Origin of the sequence: Streptomyces sp. SID486 (assembly GCF_009865385.1) — a bacterium.
Lineage (GTDB): Bacteria > Actinomycetota > Actinomycetes > Streptomycetales > Streptomycetaceae > Streptomyces.
Map to the genome: position 1 here is coordinate 82,286 of NZ_WWJT01000720.1, position 17,900 is coordinate 100,185.

A 17,900-nucleotide genomic window follows, 5' to 3' on the forward strand; every position below is an offset into this window, starting at 1 on the left:
TGGGAAGTCTCGGGCCGCGCAAGCCATGAAGCCAAAGCATGGTTGTCATCGCAGCTATGAACAGAGAACATGCATATGTGGATCTTCAGCAGATGCGGTACGTCGTCGCCGTCGCCGAGACCCGTAACTTCACCCGTGCCGCCGAGCGCTGTTCGGTGGTGCAGTCCTCGCTCAGTCATCGGATCGCGCCCCTGGAGCGGGAGTTGGGGGTGCGGTTGTTCGCGCGGTCCAGCCGTCGGGTCGAACCGACCAGCGCCGGGGAGGCGTTCGTGGCGGCCGCGCGCGAGTGTCTGGCCGCCGCCGACCGTGCGGTGGCCGACGCGTCCGCGGCGGCCGGGGTGGTGCGCGGCCGGCTCGCCGTCGGTGTGATCGTGACCGCCGCGGCCGTGGACGTGCCGGAGGTGTTGCAGCGGTACCACGCCCGGCATCCGGAGGTCCGCGTGATGCTCCGGTCCGGGCGCAGCGACGAACTGACGGCGGCGATCCGTGACGGCGACCTGGACATCGCCTTCCTGGGGCTGCCGGAGGGCGAGCGGCCCTCCGGCGTGGAAAGTGTGGCGCTCGACCACGACGAGCATGTGCTGGCCGTGCCGGCCGGGCACCGGCTGGCCGGAGCCTCCCGGGTGACGCTGCGGGAGATCGCCGGGGAGACGTTCGTCGACTTCGTGGCCGGGACGCCTGCCCGGGCCCAGTCGGACCAGGCGTTCGCCGCGGCGGGGCTGGCCCGTGACGTCGCCTACGAGGCCGGAGTGGTCGAGCTGATCACCCGGCTGGTCGGCCGCGGCCTCGGCATCGCCCTGCTGCCCAGCGCGTTCATCCGGCCGCTGGCCGCCGGGGATCCCGGGCTGGCGCTGGTCCCGGTGGTGGACGGCCCGCACCGCGTCGAACACCTGGCGTGGAGCCGCTTCAACCCCAGCCCCGCCACCCGGGCCATGCTCGACGTCCTCGGGGTACGGCCGCGGGAGTAGCCGCCCGCCGACGAGCCGGTATGCCTCCCCCACAGGGCCACGCGGGAGCGGCAGGCGGTCCGGGGAAGGCCGATGCGGGCGCACCGATCAGGTCAGCCGCGGAAGCGGCAGGCCGTCCGAGGAAGACTCATACGGCCCCACCCGTCAGGTCAGCCACGCGGGAGCGGCAGGCGGTCCGGGAGGGTGGGCGCGGCCGTGCTCGCCAGCAGACGCAGGGCCGCGTCCGACGGGCTGCCGGGCTCGGCCGTGTAGGTGATGAGGCGCTGGCCCGCGGAACCCGGCAGGGTGAGGTTCTCGAAGCTCAGCTCCAGTGGTCCGACCGCCGGATGGTGCAGGGACTTGCGCCCCGATACGCAGGTGCGGACAGGGTGCCGGGCCCAGAGCGCGGTGAACTCCTCGCTCCGCATGCACAGCAGGCCGATCAGCTCGGCCAGCGCCCGGTCCTCCGGATGCCGGCCGGCGACCAGCCGCAGCGAGGCGACCGCGAGGTGCGCCTCCTCCTCCCGGTCGGCGTACCGCTCCCGGTACCGCTCGTCCAGGAACAGCATCCGGACCAGGTTGGGCCGCGCCGCGGGCGACTGCGGCCCCTCCAGGGGCAGGTGCCCGGCGAGCAGCGCGTGGCCGAGCCGGTTCCAGGCGAGGACGTCGCCCCGCCGGTCGAGGATGAGCGCGGGCACGTCCGTCATGGCCGCGAGCAGCTGACGGGCCGACGCGCTCGCGTGCTCGGCGCGGGGTGCGGCCGGGCGGCGCCGGAGGGCGGGGCGGGCCAGGTCCTTGAGGTGTGCGGTCTCGTCCTCGGTGAGCCGCAGGGTCCGGGCGACGGCGTCCAGCACGGAGTCGGAGACTCCGGCCGCGCGGCCCTGTTCGAGACGGGTGTAGTGGGTGATGCTGACGCCCGCGAGCAGGGCCAGTTCCTCCCGGCGCAGCCCGGCCACCCGGCGACGCTCCGGCGCGGTCGTGAGGCCGACGTCCTGCGGCCGTACCGCGGCACGGCGGGACTTCAGGAACTGTCCCAGCTCGGACGGGGCGTCCATGTCTGCCTCCGGGTGGTAGCGCGGTCGTGGTCCATCCTGCCCGCCGGGCCGTGGGAAGGGGATCCCCGAAGGTGGTCGTGCGATGACCACCCTCGCGCCGGCCGGTCGCACGGGGGTGCTGGCCGGGGCGGCGCGGCCGGACCAGTGTCGTGACCGGCGACTTCGCCGCTCACGCTCCGTCCACCCAGAGGGGACCGCCTCGTCATGTCCGTCGTAGCGTCACAACCGGCCGGCACGTCCGCCGCCCTGACCCCCCGGCTGCGCCTGGTACTGGTGCTGCTGCTCGCGGCCCAGTTCATGCTGGCCGTGGACTTCTCCATCCTGAACGTGGCCCTGCCGGTGATCGGCACGGGGCTGGGCTTCCCGCTCGGCCGTCTGCAGTGGATCGGCACGGCGTTCGCCCTGTGCGCGGCCGGTTTCACCCTGCTGTTCGGGCGGATCGCCGATCTCTTCGGCCGCCGCCGGCTGTTCCTCGGCGGTCTCGCCGTCCTCGGGGCGGCGTCGCTCGCGGGCGGGCTGGCGCAGAGTCCGGAGGTGCTCGTCGCGGCCCGGGTGTTCCAGGGGCTGGCCACCGCCGCGGTGACCCCGGCCGGACTGTCACTGCTGACGACGTCCTTCCCGGAGGGCCCGTCGCGGGAGCGGGCGCTCGGCCTCAACGGGGCGCTGATGTCGGCCGGTTTCACCACGGGCGCGGTCCTCGGCGGCCTGCTGACGGACCTGCTGTCCTGGCGCTGGGCCTTCTTCGTCAACGTCCCGGTGGCACTCGCCGTGCTGCTCGTCGCACCGGCGGTCATCGCCGAGTCCCGCCCCGCGGAGCGGCCGAAGCCGGACGTGCCGGGAGCCGTCACCGTCACCCTCGGGCTGCTCGCCGTCGTCCTCGGCCTGACCCGGGCGGGTGAGCGCGGCTGGGGGGCGCCGGCCACGCTGGTGCCGCTGGCGGCCGGCGCGGCGCTGCTGCTGCTGTTCGCGGCCGTCGAGCGCCGGGCGGCCGCCCCGCTGGTGCCGCCGAGCGTGCTCGGCAGGCGGTCGGTGGCCTGGGGCAACGCCGCCGGTCTGATCGCGTTCCTCACCGAGACGTCCCTGGTCTTCGTGCTGACCCTCTACCTCCAGGAGGTGCTCGGCTTCTCCCCGCTGGCCGCCGGTCTGTCGTTCGGCGTCCTGGGCGCGGGGACCGTCGTCGGCGGCACCCTCGCCCCGCGGCTGATCGGCCGGGTCGGCGCCACCCGGGCGCTGACGGCGGGCGGGCTCGTCCAGGCGGCGTTCACGGCGGCCCTGCTCGGGCTCGGCGCCGACCGTTCCTCGCTCTGGCTGCTGCTGGCCGCGACCTTCGCGGGCGGTGTGGGCAACATGCTGGTCATCGTCGGCTTCATGGTGACCGCCACGTCCGGTCTCGCCGACGGCGAACAGGGTCTGGCCACCGGTCTCGCGACCATGACCCAGCAGATCGGCATCACCCTGGGCACGCCGGTGATGAGCGCCGTCGCCACCGCCGCCATGAGCGGTACGGGCACCCTGGCCGTCCTCGGCGGCCTGAAGACCGCGATAGCGCTGAACGCGGCCCTCGTGCTCCTGGGCACCCTGGGCGGCGCGGTGTTCCTGCGGGAAAGGACCCGGTGACCGGCCGGCCGGTCCCGCCGCGGGAGAGCCGGCCGCGCCTCCTCGAACGCCCGCACCACGTCGTCACCCGTGAGGGCCATGACGGGCGCCCCGAGGAGGCCGGGATGCCCGCCGCACCGGCCACACCGGCCGCCGGTGCGCCGCGTACGGCGTGGAACCCGGCCGACCCTACGTATTGTAGGTTCCCAACCGCCAGCCCCTACCGGGCTGTTCACAAGCCTGTTCAACGGGGGACGCATGCAGGACATCACGGAGACGGAACCGGGCATGGAGGTCTGTGCGCGCAGTCTCGCGCCGACGCTGACCGTCCTGGTCGTCAGCACGGTCATCGCCGCCGTCGGCGTGTACGAGCTGTGCGGCTTCGGGCTGCACAGCCTCGACCGGCGCCCGCACCTGTTCAGCGACGGCCTGGCGACCGGCGGGGTGATCGTCGCCACGGTGGCCGCGGGAGCGGCCCTGGGCAACCTGGCCTGGATGCTCGCGGCGGCCCGGCGCACCGGCGCCGGAGGCGGCTGAGCACGGGCGACGGCGACCGGGCACGGCGCGCGAGAGGCGACGGCGACCGGCCGCGGCGCGCGTGAGCCGACGGCGACCGGCCGCGGCGCGCGAGAGGCGACGGCGACCGGCCGCAGTGCAGCGAGCGGTGCGCGGTGGCGGCCGCGGTGCAGCGAGCGGCGGGCGGTGGCGGCCGTGGTGTGTGTGAACGGCGTGATGTGGCTGCCGCGGTGTGTGAACGGCGGGAGGTGGCGGCCGGTACTTCGCTGATCGTCGACAATGAGACCCTGTGCGCCGGCTGTACGAATCCCCGTACGCCCGCGCATCCGCTCCCCTACAGACCGTAGGGTCCGCGCTGCCCCGTCCCCGTCCCCGAGGGTGACCACTCCTCATGCCCGCACCACAGACGACCCTGACCTCGCCGCGGGTCCCCGCTCCCCGCGGTCCCCGCCGTGCCGTCCGCTTCCTTCCCGCCCCGTTCCGCAGCTCCCCCGGCGGCGACCGGCTGCGCGCCCGCGCCGCCACGGCGACCGTCTGGTACCTGCGCCTGCTGGCCGTGCTGAACATCGCGGCGGTCATGTCCCTCCCCTTCCGTGAGGAGGTGCACGAGCACAACGCGGGCGAGTACTTCACCCCGTACCTGGCGACCGCAGGCCTCGGCTCGGCGGCCCTCGCCCTGTTCCTCGCGGTGGTGATGCGCCGCCGCAAGCGGGCCGCCTGGCTGTTCAACCTGCTCCTCGCCGGTTCCCTCCTCGGCCTGTACGCCGTCGCCCTGACCCACGCCGCCTACCGCGGGCACGCCTCCAACTGGGTCTCCGCCGCCCTGACCGGACTGTTCGTCGCCGCCCTGCTGATCGGCCGGCGCGAGTTCGACGCCATCGGCGACCGCTCCAACCCCCGCCTGGCGCTCGCCGTCGGTGTGGGCGGCACCCTCGTCAGCGGCGGCCTCGGCACCCTGCTGGCGCACGCGACGAACCAGGTGGCCGGCGCCGCCCTGAAGGACGAGATCGCGTACACCCTGCTGCGCGGCATCAGCGTCGGCCCGCTCGCCGACCACGTCGCCGCCGTGCGGGCGCCCCGCTGGACCGACATGGTCATCAACGTCCTGATGGCCGCCACGTTCCTGCTCGTCCTGTACGCCTGCTTCCGCGCCCCGCGCGGTGCGCGCCTGCTGGCGCCGGAGGACGAGACCCGGCTGCGGGCCCTGCTGGACCGCCACGGCGAACGCGACTCCCTCGGCTACTTCGCCCTGCGCCGCGACAAGTCCGTCATCTTCTCCCCGAGCGGCAAGGCGGCCATCGCCTACCGGGTCGTCGGCGGGGTCAGCCTCGCCTCCGGTGACCCGCTCGGCGACCTCGAGGCCTGGCCCGGCGCCATCGACGCCTGGCTCGCCGAGGCCCGCCGGCACGCCTGGACGCCGGCCGTCATGGGGGCGGGCGAGGAAGCCGGCACGGTCTACGCCCGGCACGGCCTGGACGCGCTCGAACTCGGTGACGAGGCGATCGTGGACCTCGCCGACTTCACCCTCGACGGCCGCGCCATGCGCGTGGTCCGCCAGGCCCACAACCGGGTCCGGCGGGCCGGCTACACCGTCCGCATCCGCCGCCACGAGGACATCCCCGCCGAGGAGATGGCCGTCCTGGTGGACCGCGCGGAGCACTGGCGCGACGGCGCCGCCGAACGCGGTTTCTCCATGGCGCTCGGCCGCCTCGGCGACCCCGCCGACGGCCGCTGCGTGATGCTGGAGTGCCGGGACGCCGACGGTGAGCCGCGCGCCCTGCTCAGCTTCGTGCCCTGGGGCGAGCGCGGCCTCTCCCTGGACCTGATGCGCCGCGACCGCTCCTGCGAGAACGGCCTGATGGAGTACATGGTGGTCGAACTCCTGCTCCGGGCCGAGGGGCTGGGCATCGAGCGGGTCTCCCTCAACTTCGCGATGTTCCGCTCGGTCTTCGAACGCGGTGCCCGTCTCGGCGCCGGGCCCGTCCTGCGCGTGTGGCGCTCGACCCTCACCTTCTTCTCCCGCTGGTGGCAGATCGAGTCGCTGTACCGGGCCAACGCCAAGTACCGCCCGGTGTGGGAGCCGCGGTTCCTGCTGTTCGCCAAGAGCAGCGACATCCCGAGGATCGGTCTGGCGAGCGCCCGCGCGGAGGGCTTCCTCACGCTGCCCGGCCGCTCGTAGGTCCCGGGGTCCGGGAGCGGTCGGCGGGCCGGGCGGACGAACGCGCCCAGCGCCCCGGGCGGGAGGACGCACTCCTCCCGCCCCCCACGCCGTACGACCCGTCAGCCGGAGGTGTCGGCTCCGGCCATACCGCCCCCGACCGTGAACCCGATGACCGCCCCGCCGCCCTCGCGCCGGAAGGCGAACGGTGCTCCGCCGTGGGCCATCGCGACCTCGCGCACGATGGACAGCCCGAGGCCCGAGCCGGGCTGGGAGCGGGCGTCGGCGGCGCGGTAGAAGCGGTCGAAGATACGGACGAGGTCGCCCTCGGCGATCCCCGGCCCCCGGTCCAGCACCTCCACCCGCACCGCGCCCGGCCGGGCCGGCCCGGTGACGTCGATCTCGATCGGCGCCGTGCCGCCCGGGTCGAACTTGGCCGCGTTCTCCACCAGGTTGGAGATGGCCCGCTGGAGCATCCCGGGCCGTCCGTCGGTCGTCGTGTCACCGCTCGCGCGCAACACCACGTCCCGGCCGGTACGGCGCCGGGCCAGCCCGACGACGTCCTCGGCGAGGTCGGCGAGGTCCACCCGCTGCGGCGGCTCGGCGTCGGACTGCCCGGCGGCGAGGTCGACCAGCTCGTTGACCAGGTCCGTCAGTTCCCGGGCTTCCTGGGAGAGGTCGGCGACCAGTTCCTCCCGGGTGGCGGGCGGCAGTTCGTCGATCCGGCGCAGCAGGGAGATGTTGGTGCGCAGGGACGTCAGCGGTGTGCGCAGTTCATGGCCGGCGTCCTGCACCAGCCTGCGCTGGTCCTCCTCCGACTGCGCGAGCCGCCCCAGCATCCGGTCGAAGGCGCGCCCGAGCCGTCCCACCTCGTCGAGGCCGGCCACCGGGACCTGGATGCCCAGCCGCCGGGTACGGGCGACGTCCTCGGCGGCGGAGGTGAGGACCACCAGGCGCCGGGTGATCCGCCGGGCCAGCCACCAGCCGAACAGCCCGGCCGCCACCACGACCGCCGCCATCAGGATCAGTGTCCGCTGCTGGAGCGCCCGCAGCAGGTCCTCGGTGTCGCTGAACTCCTGCGCCACCTGGACCGCGCCCCGCCCCTCGCCGAGCGAGACGGTGGCGATGCGGAACAGGTCCTCGTCCACCCGGACGTCCTTGTGCTGGACGACCTGCCCGGCCGGGCGGGCGACCGCCACGCCCTTGTCCTGGGCGGTCACGGGCAGCACCGGGCTGCCGTGGTCCACGATCTGGCCGTGGGCGCCGAGCACCTGGACGTCGGTGCGGGCCGGGCGGACCAGGTCGTGCCCGGGGCGGGAGGAGGAGAAGTCCTCGGGTCCCATGGCGTGCTGCCGTACCTCGTCCCGTACGTCCTGCACGACCTGGGTGAACACCGACTGCTGGTCGACGCGGACGAGCCGCGCGGCGGAGTTGTACGACAGGATGCCGACGAGGATCGTGACGGCCGCGGTGACGGCGGCGAACGAGACCGCGAAGGTGGTGCGCAGGGAGACCAGCTTCGGCCGGGGCCCGTCCGGCAGCCACCAGCGGCGGGCCACTCAGTCCTCCCGCAGCACGTAACCCACGCCCCGCACGGTGTGGATCAGCTGCGGGGCGCCGGGTTCGACCAGTTTGCGGCGCAGGTAGCCGACGTAGACGGCGAGGTTCTTGGAGCCCGGTCCGAAGTCGTAGCCCCAGATGCGGTCGTAGATGGTGGAGTGGTCGAGCACGATGCCCGCGTTGCGCACCAGCAGTTCCAGCAGCTCGAACTCGGTACGGGTCAGTTCCAGCTCGCGCCGGCGGCGCCAGGCCCGGCGGGCCTGGAGGTCCATGCGGATGCCGGCGGCCTCCAGCTGCCGGTCGGAGACCTGCGCCTCCCGGACGGGCTCCTCGGGGCCGCCGGTGAGGGGGGCCGTGCCGGTGCGGCGCAGCAGCGCGCGCAGCCGGGCGAAGACCTCCTCCACGTCGAACGGCTTGACCACGTAGTCGTCGGCACCGGCGTCCAGGCCCGCGATGCGGTCGGCGGTCTCCACCAGGGCGGTGAGCATGAGGATGGGGGTGCGGTCGCCCTCGGCGCGCAGGACCCGGCAGACCTGCAGGCCGTCGATGCCCGGCATCATCACGTCCAGGACGAGGACGTCCGGCGGGTTGCGGTGGGCCTGCGCCAGTGCTTCCACGCCGTCCGCGACCGCCGTCACCTCGTACCCCTCCAGCGACAGGGCACGCTCCAGGGCATGGCGGATGGCACGGTCGTCTTCGGCGAGCAGCACAGTCTGGGGCACGCCTCCAGTCTGCCAAGGCCACCGGCGGTCCGGCCGGGCCGATGGCCCCGCGATCACCCTTTTTACCGGGCTCTCACCGTCCGCCGGGGCCCCGGCCTCAGGCGCCGGACGGGCTGACGCCGGGCCCCGGCCTCAGGCGCCGGACGGGCTGAGTTCCGCCAGCCGGCGCCCGAACGGTACGACCTGGAAGCCGTCCGGGGTGTCCGCCTTCGCCGCGGACACCCCGGTCATCAGCCGGGCCAGTTCCCCCGCCGCCCGCTCGATCCGCTCGGGCAGCCCCTCGGCGCCCCAGTCCTCGGAGGCCGCGTACACGCCCGTCGGTACGACCACGGCCCGGAGATGGGCGAACAGCGGGCGCAGGGCGTGCTCCAGCACCAGCGAGTGGCGCGCCGTACCGCCGGTCGCGGCGATCAGCACCGGCTTGCCCGCGAGTGCCTCCCGGTCCAGCACGTCGAAGAAGGACTTGAACAGCCCGCTGTACGAGGCACTGAACACCGGCGTGACGACGATCAGCCCGTCGGCCCCCGCCACCGCGTCCTGCGCGGCGGCCAGGGCCTTGCCCGGGAAGCCGTTGGTGAAGGTGTGCGCGATCTCCACGGCGAGGTCGCGCAGCTCGACCACCTGCACGGCCACCGGCGTGTGCCGGTCCACGGCGGCGGCCAGCCGGTCGGCCAGCAGCCGGGTGGAGGACGGGACGCTCAGTCCCGCCGAGACGACGACGAGCTTCATGCGACGGTCTCCTTCTCTGCGGCGGTGAGCAGCGTCCGGTGGGTCGGCGCCTCCGGCACCCCGGCCGGGCGCCCCTTCGCGAACTCCTCGCGCAGCACCGGCACGACCTCCTCGCCGAGCATGTCGAGCTGCTCCAGCACGGTCTTCAGCGGCAGGCCCGCGTGGTCCATCAGGAACAGCTGGCGCTGGTAGTCGCCGGCGTACTCACGGAAGGACAGCGTCCGCTCGATCACCTGCTGCGGGGATCCCACGGTCAGCGGGGTCTGCTCGGTGAAGTCCTCCAGCGAGGGCCCGTGGCCGTAGACCGGCGCGTTGTCGAAGTACGGCCGGAACTCCCGTACCGCGTCCTGCGAGTTCTTCCGCATGAACACCTGGCCGCCGAGTCCGACGATCGCCTGCTCGGGTGTGCCGTGCCCGTAGTGGGCGTACCGCTTCCGGTAGAACTCCACCATCCGCCTGGTGTGGTCGGCGGGCCAGAAGATGTTGTTGTGGAAGAACCCGTCGCCGTAGTAGGCGGCCTGCTCGGCGATCTCCGGCGAGCGGATGGAGCCGTGCCAGACGAACGGCGCTACGCCGTCCAGCGGGCGGGGCGTCGAGGTGAACCCCTGCAGCGGTGTGCGGAACTTGCCCTCCCAGTCGACGACGTCCTCGCGCCACAGGCGGCGCAGCAGGGCGTAGTTCTCGATGGCGAGGTCGATCCCGTCCCGGATGTCCTTGCCGAACCAGGGGTAGACCGGCCCGGTGTTGCCGCGGCCCATCATCAGGTCCACGCGCCCGTCGGCCAGGTGCTGGAGCATCGCGTAGTCCTCCGCGATCTTCACCGGGTCGTTGGTGGTGATCAGGGTGGTGGAGGTGGAGAGGACCAGGTTCTCCGTACGCGCCGCTATGTAGCCGAGCATGGTGGTCGGGGACGACGGCACGAACGGCGGGTTGTGGTGCTCGCCGGTCGCGAAGACGTCCAGGCCGACCTCCTCGGCCTTGAGCGCGATGGCGACCATGGCCTTGATCCGCTCGCGCTCGGTCGGAGTACGCCCCGTGGTGGGGTCCGGCGTGACGTCGCCGACCGTGAAGATCCCGAACTGCATGGTCGCTCACCCTCCAGGTTGTTGACCGTTCAACTATACCCCTCCAACGGTCACCCCACCTCAGGTATTCCGGCCCCTCACGGCAGCGGCCCCGACCCCCGCAGCACGGCTTCCCACCCCCTGGCAGCACGGCTTCCCACCCCCTGGCAGCACCGCTTCCCGCCCCTTGCAGCACCGCTTCCCGCCCCTTGTGACAGCGCCTCCCGCCCCTTGCGGCAGCGACTCCGGCCGCCCACGCCGCCGCCCCCGGCCACCCGCGACGGCGGCCCCTGCCACTCCCACCGGCCGGCTACGGCAGCGGCACAAGCCGCCCCCGCAGCCCGCCCTCCAGCTCACCGCCGTGAAGACCTGGGCGGAGACGCACTTCGACGAGGTCCGGGCGGCCCGCGAACGCTACGACACGCACCCCACCGACTGACGCCTCCCGCCGTACCCGGACGCCGCACCCCGCACGGGGGCCGCACCCCGCCCGGGGTCACGCCCTTTTCGGAGCCCCGCCCCGCCCGGGAGCCGCGCCCCGCCCGCAGTCACGCCCCACCCTGCCCGGAGTCCCGCCCTGCCCGGGAGCCGCGCCCCGCCCGCAGTCACGCCCCGCCCGGAAGCCGTGTGCCGTCCGAGGGCCGCGCCCTGCCCCAGGTCACCGCGGTCGCGGTCAGAAGGCGTACGGGTCGCCCGTGGCCAGGACGAGCACCGCCATCCGGTCGTTCGACCGGTCCTTGTCCAGCACGCCCGCGCTCCACACCGTGTCGATCTCCAGCGTCACCTCCGGCGCCCGCTCCCGCAGCCGTACCGGCAGCCGCAGCTGCTCCCCCACCGCGTCCACGGCCAGCGCCCCGGTCCCGCACAGCACCGCCCGCTCGTCCTCCCGGACGCACCGGGCGGGCAGCTCCTGCCCGTCGGCCAGCGGCACCGACCAGCGCAGCCGGACCGTGGCGTCCGCGACGGCCGCGGGCCCCTCGTTGCGCGGGGTCAGCCGCACCTGCACCCGGTCCCCGTCCAGCACGGCGGTCCCGTGCAGGGTCACGTCGGCCTCCGGAGCCGGCACGGCCACCGCGGACCCCGGCGCCAGCACGGCACCGGCACACACCCCGGACAACACCCACGTCCGCATCCGCACGGCCCTCACCACTTCCCGCTCGCGCTCCCGCTGCCGTACCGATGTATGCCACGCGCGCCGCCCGGCAGGCGCCCTCCAACAGGTGACAGAGCGCGGGGCCGGCCGCCGCCCGGCGGACCCGCGGCCGCGTGCGAAGCTGCCCCCATGCCGATCCTCCGTTCCGCCGCCCTGTTCGTCGTCGCCGCGCTGTTCGAGATCGGCGGCGCCTGGCTGGTGTGGCAGGGCGTCAGGGACCACCGGGGCTGGCTGTGGATCACCGGGGGCGTCCTCGCCCTCGGGGCGTACGGCTTCGTCGCCACCTTCCAGCCGGACGCCCACTTCGGCCGCATCCTCGCCGCCTACGGCGGGATCTTCGTCGCCGGCTCGATCCTGTGGGGCGCGGTCGCCGACGGCTACCGGCCCGACCGCTGGGACATCACCGGGGCGCTGATCTGCCTCGCCGGGATGGCCGTGATCATGTGGGCGCCACGGAACGGCGGCTGAGGCTCACTTACGCTGGACGAAACGGTCCCGTCGCAGTCCCAGGAGCAGCCATGGCCACCGCCGTCCCGTCCGCCGCCGCCCGCATCGCCGTCGTCACCGGCGCGAGCAGCGGCATCGGCGCCGCCACGGCCCGGCAGCTCGCCGCGGCCGGTCACCGCGTCGTCCTCACCGCCCGCCGCAAGGACCGCATCGAGGCCCTGGCCGAGGAGCTGACCAAGGCCGGCCACTCGGCGGTCGCCTACCAGCTGGACGTGACCGACCGCGCGGCCGTCGACGAGTTCGCCTCGGCCTTCAAGACGATCGGTGTCCTGGTCAACAACGCGGGCGGTGCCCTCGGCGCGGACCCGGTGGCCACCGGCGACCCGGCGGACTGGCGCGCGATGTACGAGACGAACGTCATCGGCACCCTGAACCTCACGCAGGCCCTGCTCCCGAAGCTGGAGGCGAGCGGTGACGGCGTGGTCGTGGTCGTCTCCTCCACCGCCGGCCTCGCCACCTACGAGGGCGGCGCCGGCTACGTGGCCGCCAAGCACGGCGCCCACGTCCTCGCCGAGACCCTCCGCCTGGAGATCGTGGGCCGGCCGGTCCGGGTCGTCGAGATCGCCCCCGGCATGGTCAAGACCGAGGGGTTCGCGCTGAACCGCTTCGGCGGGGACGCGGAGAAGGCCGAGAAGGTGTACCAGGGCGTCGCCGAGCCCCTCACCGCGGACGACGTCGCCGAGACCATCACCTGGGCGGTGACCCGCCCCAGTCACGTCAACGTCGACCTCCTGGTCCTGCGCCCGCGCGCCCAGGCATCCAACACCAAGGTGCACCGCGAGTCGTGACGGCCGACGAGGGCTCCCGGGAGAAGCGCCGCCTGGCCCAGGAGACGAAGGACGAACGGCAGGTCTGGTACTTCCTCGCCTACTTCCTCTTCGGCATCCACTTCCTGGCGTTCGTCATGATCTACGCGGTACGGCACGCGAAGTAGCGTCCCGGTGCGGCGGCGCCGGCGCTGCGGGGGGCGCATCACCGCACGGGCCGGGGAGCGGGCGGCCCCCGCGCCGCTTCTATAGTCGGCCAGGTGACGAACTCAGGGGACCGGCGGGCGCGGGCGTCCCAGAAGCGCCGCCGGCTCACCGCCGCGGCGGCCCGGGTCCTGCACGCGCAGGGGACGGAACGGACCACGCTCGCCGACATCGCGCGGGAGGCGGACGTCCCGGTCGGGAACGTCTACTACCACTTCAGGACGAAGGACGAGCTGGTCCGGGCCGCGCTGACGGAGCACCGCGCCCACCTGGACGGGCTCACCGGCCGTCTCGACCGGCTGCCCGGCCCGCGTGCCCGCCTCAAGGGCCTGGTCGAGGAATGGATCGCCCAGCGTGAGACCGCCGCCCGCCACGGCTGCCCCACCGGCACCCTGGCCGTCGAACTCGGCAAGCGCGCGGACGGCACGCTGGAGGGGGAGGCGGGGGCGGTGATCCGCCACCTGCTGGACTGGGCGGCCGAGCAGTTCCGCGCGCTGCGCCTGCCCGCCCCCGACGATCTCGCCCTCACCCTGGTCTCCGCCTACCAGGGCATGTCCCTGCTGGCCAACGCCCTGCGCGACCCGGACGTCATGAGCCGTGAGGGCGCCCGCCTGCTGCACTGGCTGGACTCGCTCCAGCCCGCGGACGGGTGACCGCGAAGCCGGAGCGGGCGGCGCCTAGCCCTTGACGCAGACGACCTGCCTGAGCTTCGCCACGACCTGCACCAGGTCCCGCTGCTGGTCGATGACCTGGTCGATCGACTTGTAGGCGCCCGGGATCTCGTCCACGACGCCGGAGTCCTTACGGCACTCCACGCCCCGCGTCTGCTCCTCCAGGTCCTTGGTCGTGAAGCGCCGCTTGGCCGCGTTCCGGCTCATCCGCCGGCCCGCGCCGTGCGAGGCCGAGTTGAAGGACCGCTCGTTGCCGAGGCCCTTCACGATGTACGAACCCGTGCCCATCGAGCCCGGGATGATCCCGTAGTCCCCGGAGCCGGCCCGGATCGCGCCCTTGCGGGTCACGAGCAGGTCCATCCCCTCGTACCGCTCCTCCGCCACGTAGTTGTGGTGGCAGGAGATCTCCGGCTCGAAGACGGGCTTCGCCTTCTTGAACTCCTTACGGACCACGTCCTTCAGGAGCGCCATCATGAGCGTGCGGTTGTACCTGGCGTACTCCTGCGCCCAGAACAGGTCGTTGCGGTACGCCGCCATCTGCGGGGTGTCCGACACGAAGACGGCGAGGTCGCGGTCGACCAGTCCCTGGTTGTGCGGGAGCTTCTGCGCCACACCGATGTGGTGCTCGGCGAGTTCCTTGCCGATGTTCCGGCTACCGGAGTGGAGCATCAGCCAGACGGAACCGTCCGTGTCGGTGCACACCTCCACGAAGTGGTTACCGCTGCCGAGCGTCCCCATCTGCTTCCAGGCGCGTTCCTGACGGAACTTGACCGCGTCGGCGATGCCGTCGAACCGCCCCCGGAAGTCCTCCCACCCCGCGGTGGCCAGCCCGTGGAAGCCGCCCGGATCGACGGGGTCGTCATGCATCCCCCGCCCCACCGGAATGGCCTGCTCGATCTTCGAGCGCAGGCGGGACAGGTCCCCCGGGAGGTCGTTCGCGGTCAGCGACGTCCTGACCGCCGACATTCCGCAGCCGATGTCCACGCCCACCGCGGCCGGGCACACGGCGCCCTGCATGGCGATGACCGAACCGACCGTCGCGCCCTTGCCGTAGTGCACGTCCGGCATCACGGCCAGACCCTTGATCCACGGCAGGGTCGCCACGTTCTGGAGCTGGCGCAGAGCCACGTCCTCGACCGTCGCCGGGTCCGCCCACATACGGATCGGGACCTTGGCGCCCGGCATCTCCACGTACGACATGTCTTCCTCGTTCCCCCGAAAGCAACAACAAAAGGCTTATAGGCAGCAAAACGCAAAAGCCACGCCAAGGTCGATGAAAAAGGACAGGGGACCGGCGTCCACGGCAGTGCGTGCGATACACATTGTCTCCAGGGGGCGCCCCGCCGCGGCAAGCGATTAACCGGCGGGGACACTGGAGCACCGAGCGAGCACAGACCGTCGAGAGGAGCCCGACCGTGCAGCGGAAGGCGTACGTAACCGGCACCGCCGCCCTCCTCGCGGCGCTGCTGGCCGGCTGCACGAGCGGCACCCAGGACGACGGCGCCAACCCGGACGACTCGGGCCCCGGCGGCGCCGGCACGGCCACGGTCGCCGCCCAGCCCGGCAAGTACCGCACACTCCCCGAGCCCTGCGGCGCCGTCGGCCACAACGCCCTGGACTCGCTGCTGCCCGGCATCCAGCAGATCGCCGACCCGGCCCAGCGGGACCACGCCTACCAGGGCGAGGCCACGCTCACCTACGACACGGACCGCAAGGTCGGCTGCCACTGGAAGGTCGAGTCGGCGGACGCCACGGACCACCTGTCCGTCGACTTCGAGCGCGTGGTGTCGTACGACAACACGGTCAGCGACGACGACCAGGCGCAGAAGCTGTACCTGGAGAAGCAGACGGCCGCCGACCTGCCGGCGCCGAGCGGCTCCTCGGCACCGCCCCCGTCCCCGACGCCGACGTCGTCCGCTAAGGGCTCCGGCGGCGGGGCCGCCGCCTCGTCCGCGTCGGCTCCGTCGTCGAAGTCGTCCGCTCCCGCGGACCCTTCGGGGTCGCCCTCCGGATCCTCGGCGCCTTCCGGATCCAGCGCGCCCTCGGGGGCCTCAGGCTCCGCCGACACCGGCTCCGGCGCGCCGTCCGCCGAACTCCAGCCCCGCACGCTCGCCGACCTCGGCGACGAGGCGTACCTGGACGACCAGCTGGACACGTCCGGTTCGACGGCCGAACAGCGGACGGTGACTGTGGTGTTCCGCACGTCCAACGTCGTCGTCACCCTCCAGTACGAGGAGCAGCCGACGGCCACCGGAACGGTCCCGGACAGCGAGGAAATGCAGGACAGGGCCCGCAAACTGGCCTCTCAACTGGCCGACGCACTGGGCGGCTGACGGCCTCGCCGCCCGCGCCGGCCCCCGCCCGCGAAGCGCCCGAACCGAAGCCGCACAGCTCCTTCACCGCGTACGGTGGCCCCGCAGGAACCCGCACGAACACCGAGCGTCACGAGTGAAGGAACCATGCAGCGAGCAGCCCAGCGAGACGACCGTGCCCATGCCCAGCGAGTCAAGCGCCTGCGCCGCGCCCTTGTCTGCGCGGCAGCCGTTCCCGCCGTCCTGATCACCGCCGCCTGCTCCTCGGACTCCGGCGACTCCAAGGCCCCGTCCGGCGAGGAGAGCACGCAGCAGTCCGCGAGCGGCACTTCGCAGCCCTCGGCGAGCGCGTCCCCGACCGTGCGGCCCGCCGCCTACCGGAAGCTTCCCGAGCCGTGCTCGGCACTGACGAAGAAGACCCTGGACGATCTGGTCCCGGAGGGTTCGAAGTCGGGCAAGAAGGGCAGCTCGGACGATCCGTCGGCACGCGCCTCCTGCGCCTGGAACAGCCTGGACAACAACGGTGTCAAGGGTTCGCAGTTCCGCTGGCTGAACGTCTCGCTGCTCCGCTTCGACTCGGACACCGCCCGGGGCGCCGGCGACGATCAGGCGCACACGTACTACTCCCAGCAGGTCAAGGACGCCCAGTCGGTGGAGGGCGCCAAGAACGCCAGGGTCGTGCCGCTGTCCGGGACGGGCTCGGAGGCGACGACGGTGCGCTACGACCTGAAGAAGAAGGAAGGGCTCTTCAAGCAGCAGACGGTCGTGGCCCGGGTGGAGAACGTCGTGGTCACCGTGGACTACAACGGCGCCGGTCTCGCGGGCGAGGAGACGCCCGACGCCGACGACATGGCGAAGGACGCGCAGAAGGCGCTGAAGGAGGCCGTGGCGGCGGTCTCGTCGGCCAACGGCCAGGACGGCGGAGGTACTTCGCCGTCGCAGGGTTCCCCTTCCGCGTCGAAGTCCCCGTCGAAGTCCTCGTCGAAGTCGCCCTCCGGGCCGGCGTCGACGCCGGCGACGAAGACGGCCGCCAAGGCACCGGCCAAGTCGGGCTCCTCCGGCGCATCTCCGGCCAAGTCGGCCGTGCGCAAGAGCTGACCGGAAGGCCGTGCGGCTGACCGGCAGCGCGTTCGCCGCACACGTGTGCCACCCTGTTGCGCGCAACAACACGCAATGGGAGGGGAGTACGAGTGGCCGCGCCACTGCAGCTGACACGGATGCACCGCGTGCTCATCGGCGTGGTCGTGTCCGGCGCGCTGATCATCGCCGGCATCGGCTTCGCCGGTTCGTACGCGGCTGTCCGAGAGCTGGCCATCAAGAAGGGCTTCGGGAACTTCTCGTATGTGTTCCCGGTGGGTATCGACGCCGGTATCTGTGTCCTTCTCGCACTTGATCTGCTGCTGACCTGGATCCGCATCCCCTTCCCGCTCCTGCGCCAGACGGCGTGGCTGCTGACGGCGGCGACGATCGCCTTCAACGGCGCCGCCGCCTGGCCGGACCCGCTGGGCGTGGGCATGCACGCGGTGATCCCGGTGCTCTTCGTCGTGGCGGTGGAGGCGGCCCGCCACGCGATCGGCCGGATAGCCGACATCACGGCCGACAAGCACATGGAGGGGGTCCGCCTCACCCGCTGGCTCCTCTCGCCGGTCCCCACGTTCCTGCTGTGGCGCCGTATGAAGCTGTGGGAGCTGCGCTCCTACGAGCAGGTCATCAAGATGGAGCAGGAACGTCTCGTCTACCAGGCGAGGCTGCAGAGCCGCTTCGGCCGGGCCTGGCGCCGCAAGGCCCCGGTGGAGTCGCTGATGCCGCTGAGGCTGGCGAGGTACGGCGTCCCGCTGGCGGAGACCGCCCCGGCGGGCCTGGCGGCGGCGGGCATCGACCCGGCGCTGCTGCCCCCGGCGCCCCGGCAGCCGCAGCTCGTGGCGGCCGACGCCGGGGC

General features: G+C 73.2%; 19 protein-coding genes. 12 read left to right on the forward strand and 7 right to left on the reverse strand.

All coding sequences use genetic code 11. From position 1 onward, the window contains the following. Positions 1 to 77 precede the first annotated feature (77 nt). Entirely contained in the window at positions 78 to 968 is an 891-nt protein-coding gene (locus tag GT045_RS33780) for a LysR family transcriptional regulator (RefSeq protein WP_161336516.1), read from the forward strand. 149 nt (positions 969 to 1,117) lie between these two features. Here the strand turns inward: GT045_RS33780 and GT045_RS33785 are convergent, their stop codons facing one another. Next, positions 1,118 to 2,002, reverse strand: a complete 885-nt coding sequence (locus GT045_RS33785) for a helix-turn-helix transcriptional regulator (RefSeq protein WP_161336517.1) — start codon at positions 2,000 to 2,002, stop codon at positions 1,118 to 1,120. 204 nt (positions 2,003 to 2,206) lie between these two features. On the opposite strand from GT045_RS33785, the gene GT045_RS33790 reads away from it, so the two are divergent. The 3 genes from GT045_RS33790 to GT045_RS33800 all read left to right on the forward strand — a co-directional run bounded on the left by GT045_RS33790 (position 2,207) and on the right by GT045_RS33800 (position 6,293). After that, positions 2,207 to 3,619 (forward strand): MFS transporter, encoded by a 1,413-nt coding sequence (locus GT045_RS33790; RefSeq protein WP_161336518.1) that lies wholly within the window; start codon positions 2,207 to 2,209, stop codon positions 3,617 to 3,619. A 237-nt stretch (positions 3,620 to 3,856) separates the two neighbouring features. Further along, on the forward strand, positions 3,857 to 4,135 hold the full coding sequence (locus tag GT045_RS33795; RefSeq protein WP_161288569.1) for a hypothetical protein: 279 nt from the start codon (positions 3,857 to 3,859) through the stop codon (positions 4,133 to 4,135). Between the two features lie 370 nt (positions 4,136 to 4,505). Further along, a complete protein-coding gene (locus tag GT045_RS33800; RefSeq protein ID WP_237539076.1) occupies positions 4,506 to 6,293 on the forward strand; it encodes a phosphatidylglycerol lysyltransferase domain-containing protein in 1,788 nt (595 codons plus the stop codon). A 101-nt stretch (positions 6,294 to 6,394) separates the two neighbouring features. Here GT045_RS33800 and GT045_RS33805 read toward each other — a convergent pair whose 3' ends face one another. The 4 genes from GT045_RS33805 to GT045_RS33820 all read right to left on the reverse strand — a co-directional run bounded on the left by GT045_RS33805 (position 6,395) and on the right by GT045_RS33820 (position 10,368). Next, complete coding sequence (locus tag GT045_RS33805; protein WP_161288565.1) at positions 6,395 to 7,831, reverse strand: ATP-binding protein; 1,437 nt, start codon at positions 7,829 to 7,831, stop codon at positions 6,395 to 6,397. Then, positions 7,832 to 8,554 (reverse strand): response regulator transcription factor, encoded by a 723-nt coding sequence (locus GT045_RS33810; protein WP_161288563.1) that lies wholly within the window; start codon positions 8,552 to 8,554, stop codon positions 7,832 to 7,834. It abuts the gene before it with no gap. A 132-nt stretch (positions 8,555 to 8,686) separates the two neighbouring features. After that, positions 8,687 to 9,283 carry an FMN reductase gene (locus GT045_RS33815; protein ID WP_161336519.1) on the reverse strand — a complete coding sequence of 199 codons (597 nt, stop codon included), beginning with the start codon at positions 9,281 to 9,283 and terminating at the stop codon, positions 8,687 to 8,689. Continuing rightward, positions 9,280 to 10,368 carry an LLM class flavin-dependent oxidoreductase gene (locus GT045_RS33820; protein WP_161288559.1) on the reverse strand — a complete coding sequence of 363 codons (1,089 nt, stop codon included), beginning with the start codon at positions 10,366 to 10,368 and terminating at the stop codon, positions 9,280 to 9,282. Before GT045_RS33820 ends, GT045_RS33815 begins: the two co-directional genes overlap by 4 nt. A 190-nt stretch (positions 10,369 to 10,558) precedes the next feature. On the opposite strand from GT045_RS33820, the gene GT045_RS40215 reads away from it, so the two are divergent. Further along, entirely contained in the window at positions 10,559 to 10,786 is a 228-nt protein-coding gene (locus GT045_RS40215) for a hypothetical protein (RefSeq protein WP_237539077.1), read from the forward strand. Positions 10,787 to 11,020: 234 nt separating this feature from the next. Here GT045_RS40215 and GT045_RS33830 read toward each other — a convergent pair whose 3' ends face one another. Further along, positions 11,021 to 11,392 (reverse strand): hypothetical protein, encoded by a 372-nt coding sequence (locus GT045_RS33830; RefSeq protein WP_345942834.1) that lies wholly within the window; start codon positions 11,390 to 11,392, stop codon positions 11,021 to 11,023. 237 nt (positions 11,393 to 11,629) lie between these two features. Here GT045_RS33830 and GT045_RS33835 point away from each other — a divergent pair, with 237 nt between their 5' ends. The 4 genes from GT045_RS33835 (at position 11,630) to GT045_RS33845 (ending at position 13,631) form a co-directional block, all read left to right on the forward strand. Further along, the gene (locus GT045_RS33835) at positions 11,630 to 11,968 is read left to right on the forward strand and encodes a YnfA family protein (RefSeq protein WP_161336520.1); all 339 of its coding nucleotides are present in this window, start codon (positions 11,630 to 11,632) and stop codon (positions 11,966 to 11,968) included. Between the two features lie 50 nt (positions 11,969 to 12,018). Continuing rightward, entirely contained in the window at positions 12,019 to 12,795 is a 777-nt protein-coding gene (locus GT045_RS33840; RefSeq protein ID WP_161288555.1) for an SDR family NAD(P)-dependent oxidoreductase, read from the forward strand. After that, the gene (locus tag GT045_RS39220) at positions 12,792 to 12,941 is read left to right on the forward strand and encodes a hypothetical protein (RefSeq protein ID WP_202515282.1); all 150 of its coding nucleotides are present in this window, start codon (positions 12,792 to 12,794) and stop codon (positions 12,939 to 12,941) included. The genes GT045_RS33840 and GT045_RS39220 overlap by 4 nt, the downstream gene beginning before the upstream one ends. 93 nt (positions 12,942 to 13,034) lie before the next feature. Then, the gene (locus GT045_RS33845; protein WP_161288553.1) at positions 13,035 to 13,631 is read left to right on the forward strand and encodes a TetR/AcrR family transcriptional regulator; all 597 of its coding nucleotides are present in this window, start codon (positions 13,035 to 13,037) and stop codon (positions 13,629 to 13,631) included. A 24-nt stretch (positions 13,632 to 13,655) separates the two neighbouring features. Here the strand turns inward: GT045_RS33845 and GT045_RS33850 are convergent, their stop codons facing one another. Continuing rightward, complete coding sequence (locus GT045_RS33850) at positions 13,656 to 14,849, reverse strand: RtcB family protein (RefSeq protein WP_161336521.1); 1,194 nt, start codon at positions 14,847 to 14,849, stop codon at positions 13,656 to 13,658. A gap of 215 nt (positions 14,850 to 15,064) precedes the next feature. Between GT045_RS33850 and GT045_RS33855 the strand changes: the two genes are divergently transcribed. The 3 genes from GT045_RS33855 to GT045_RS33865 all read left to right on the forward strand — a co-directional run. After that, positions 15,065 to 15,982 carry a DUF3558 domain-containing protein gene (locus GT045_RS33855; protein ID WP_161336522.1) on the forward strand — a complete coding sequence of 306 codons (918 nt, stop codon included), beginning with the start codon at positions 15,065 to 15,067 and terminating at the stop codon, positions 15,980 to 15,982. A 126-nt stretch (positions 15,983 to 16,108) separates the two neighbouring features. Beyond that, entirely contained in the window at positions 16,109 to 17,059 is a 951-nt protein-coding gene (locus tag GT045_RS33860; protein ID WP_202515275.1) for a DUF3558 domain-containing protein, read from the forward strand. Between the two features lie 92 nt (positions 17,060 to 17,151). Next, positions 17,152 to 17,900 (forward strand): DUF2637 domain-containing protein (locus tag GT045_RS33865; RefSeq protein ID WP_161336523.1); only part of this gene is annotated, 749 nt, incomplete at its 3' end.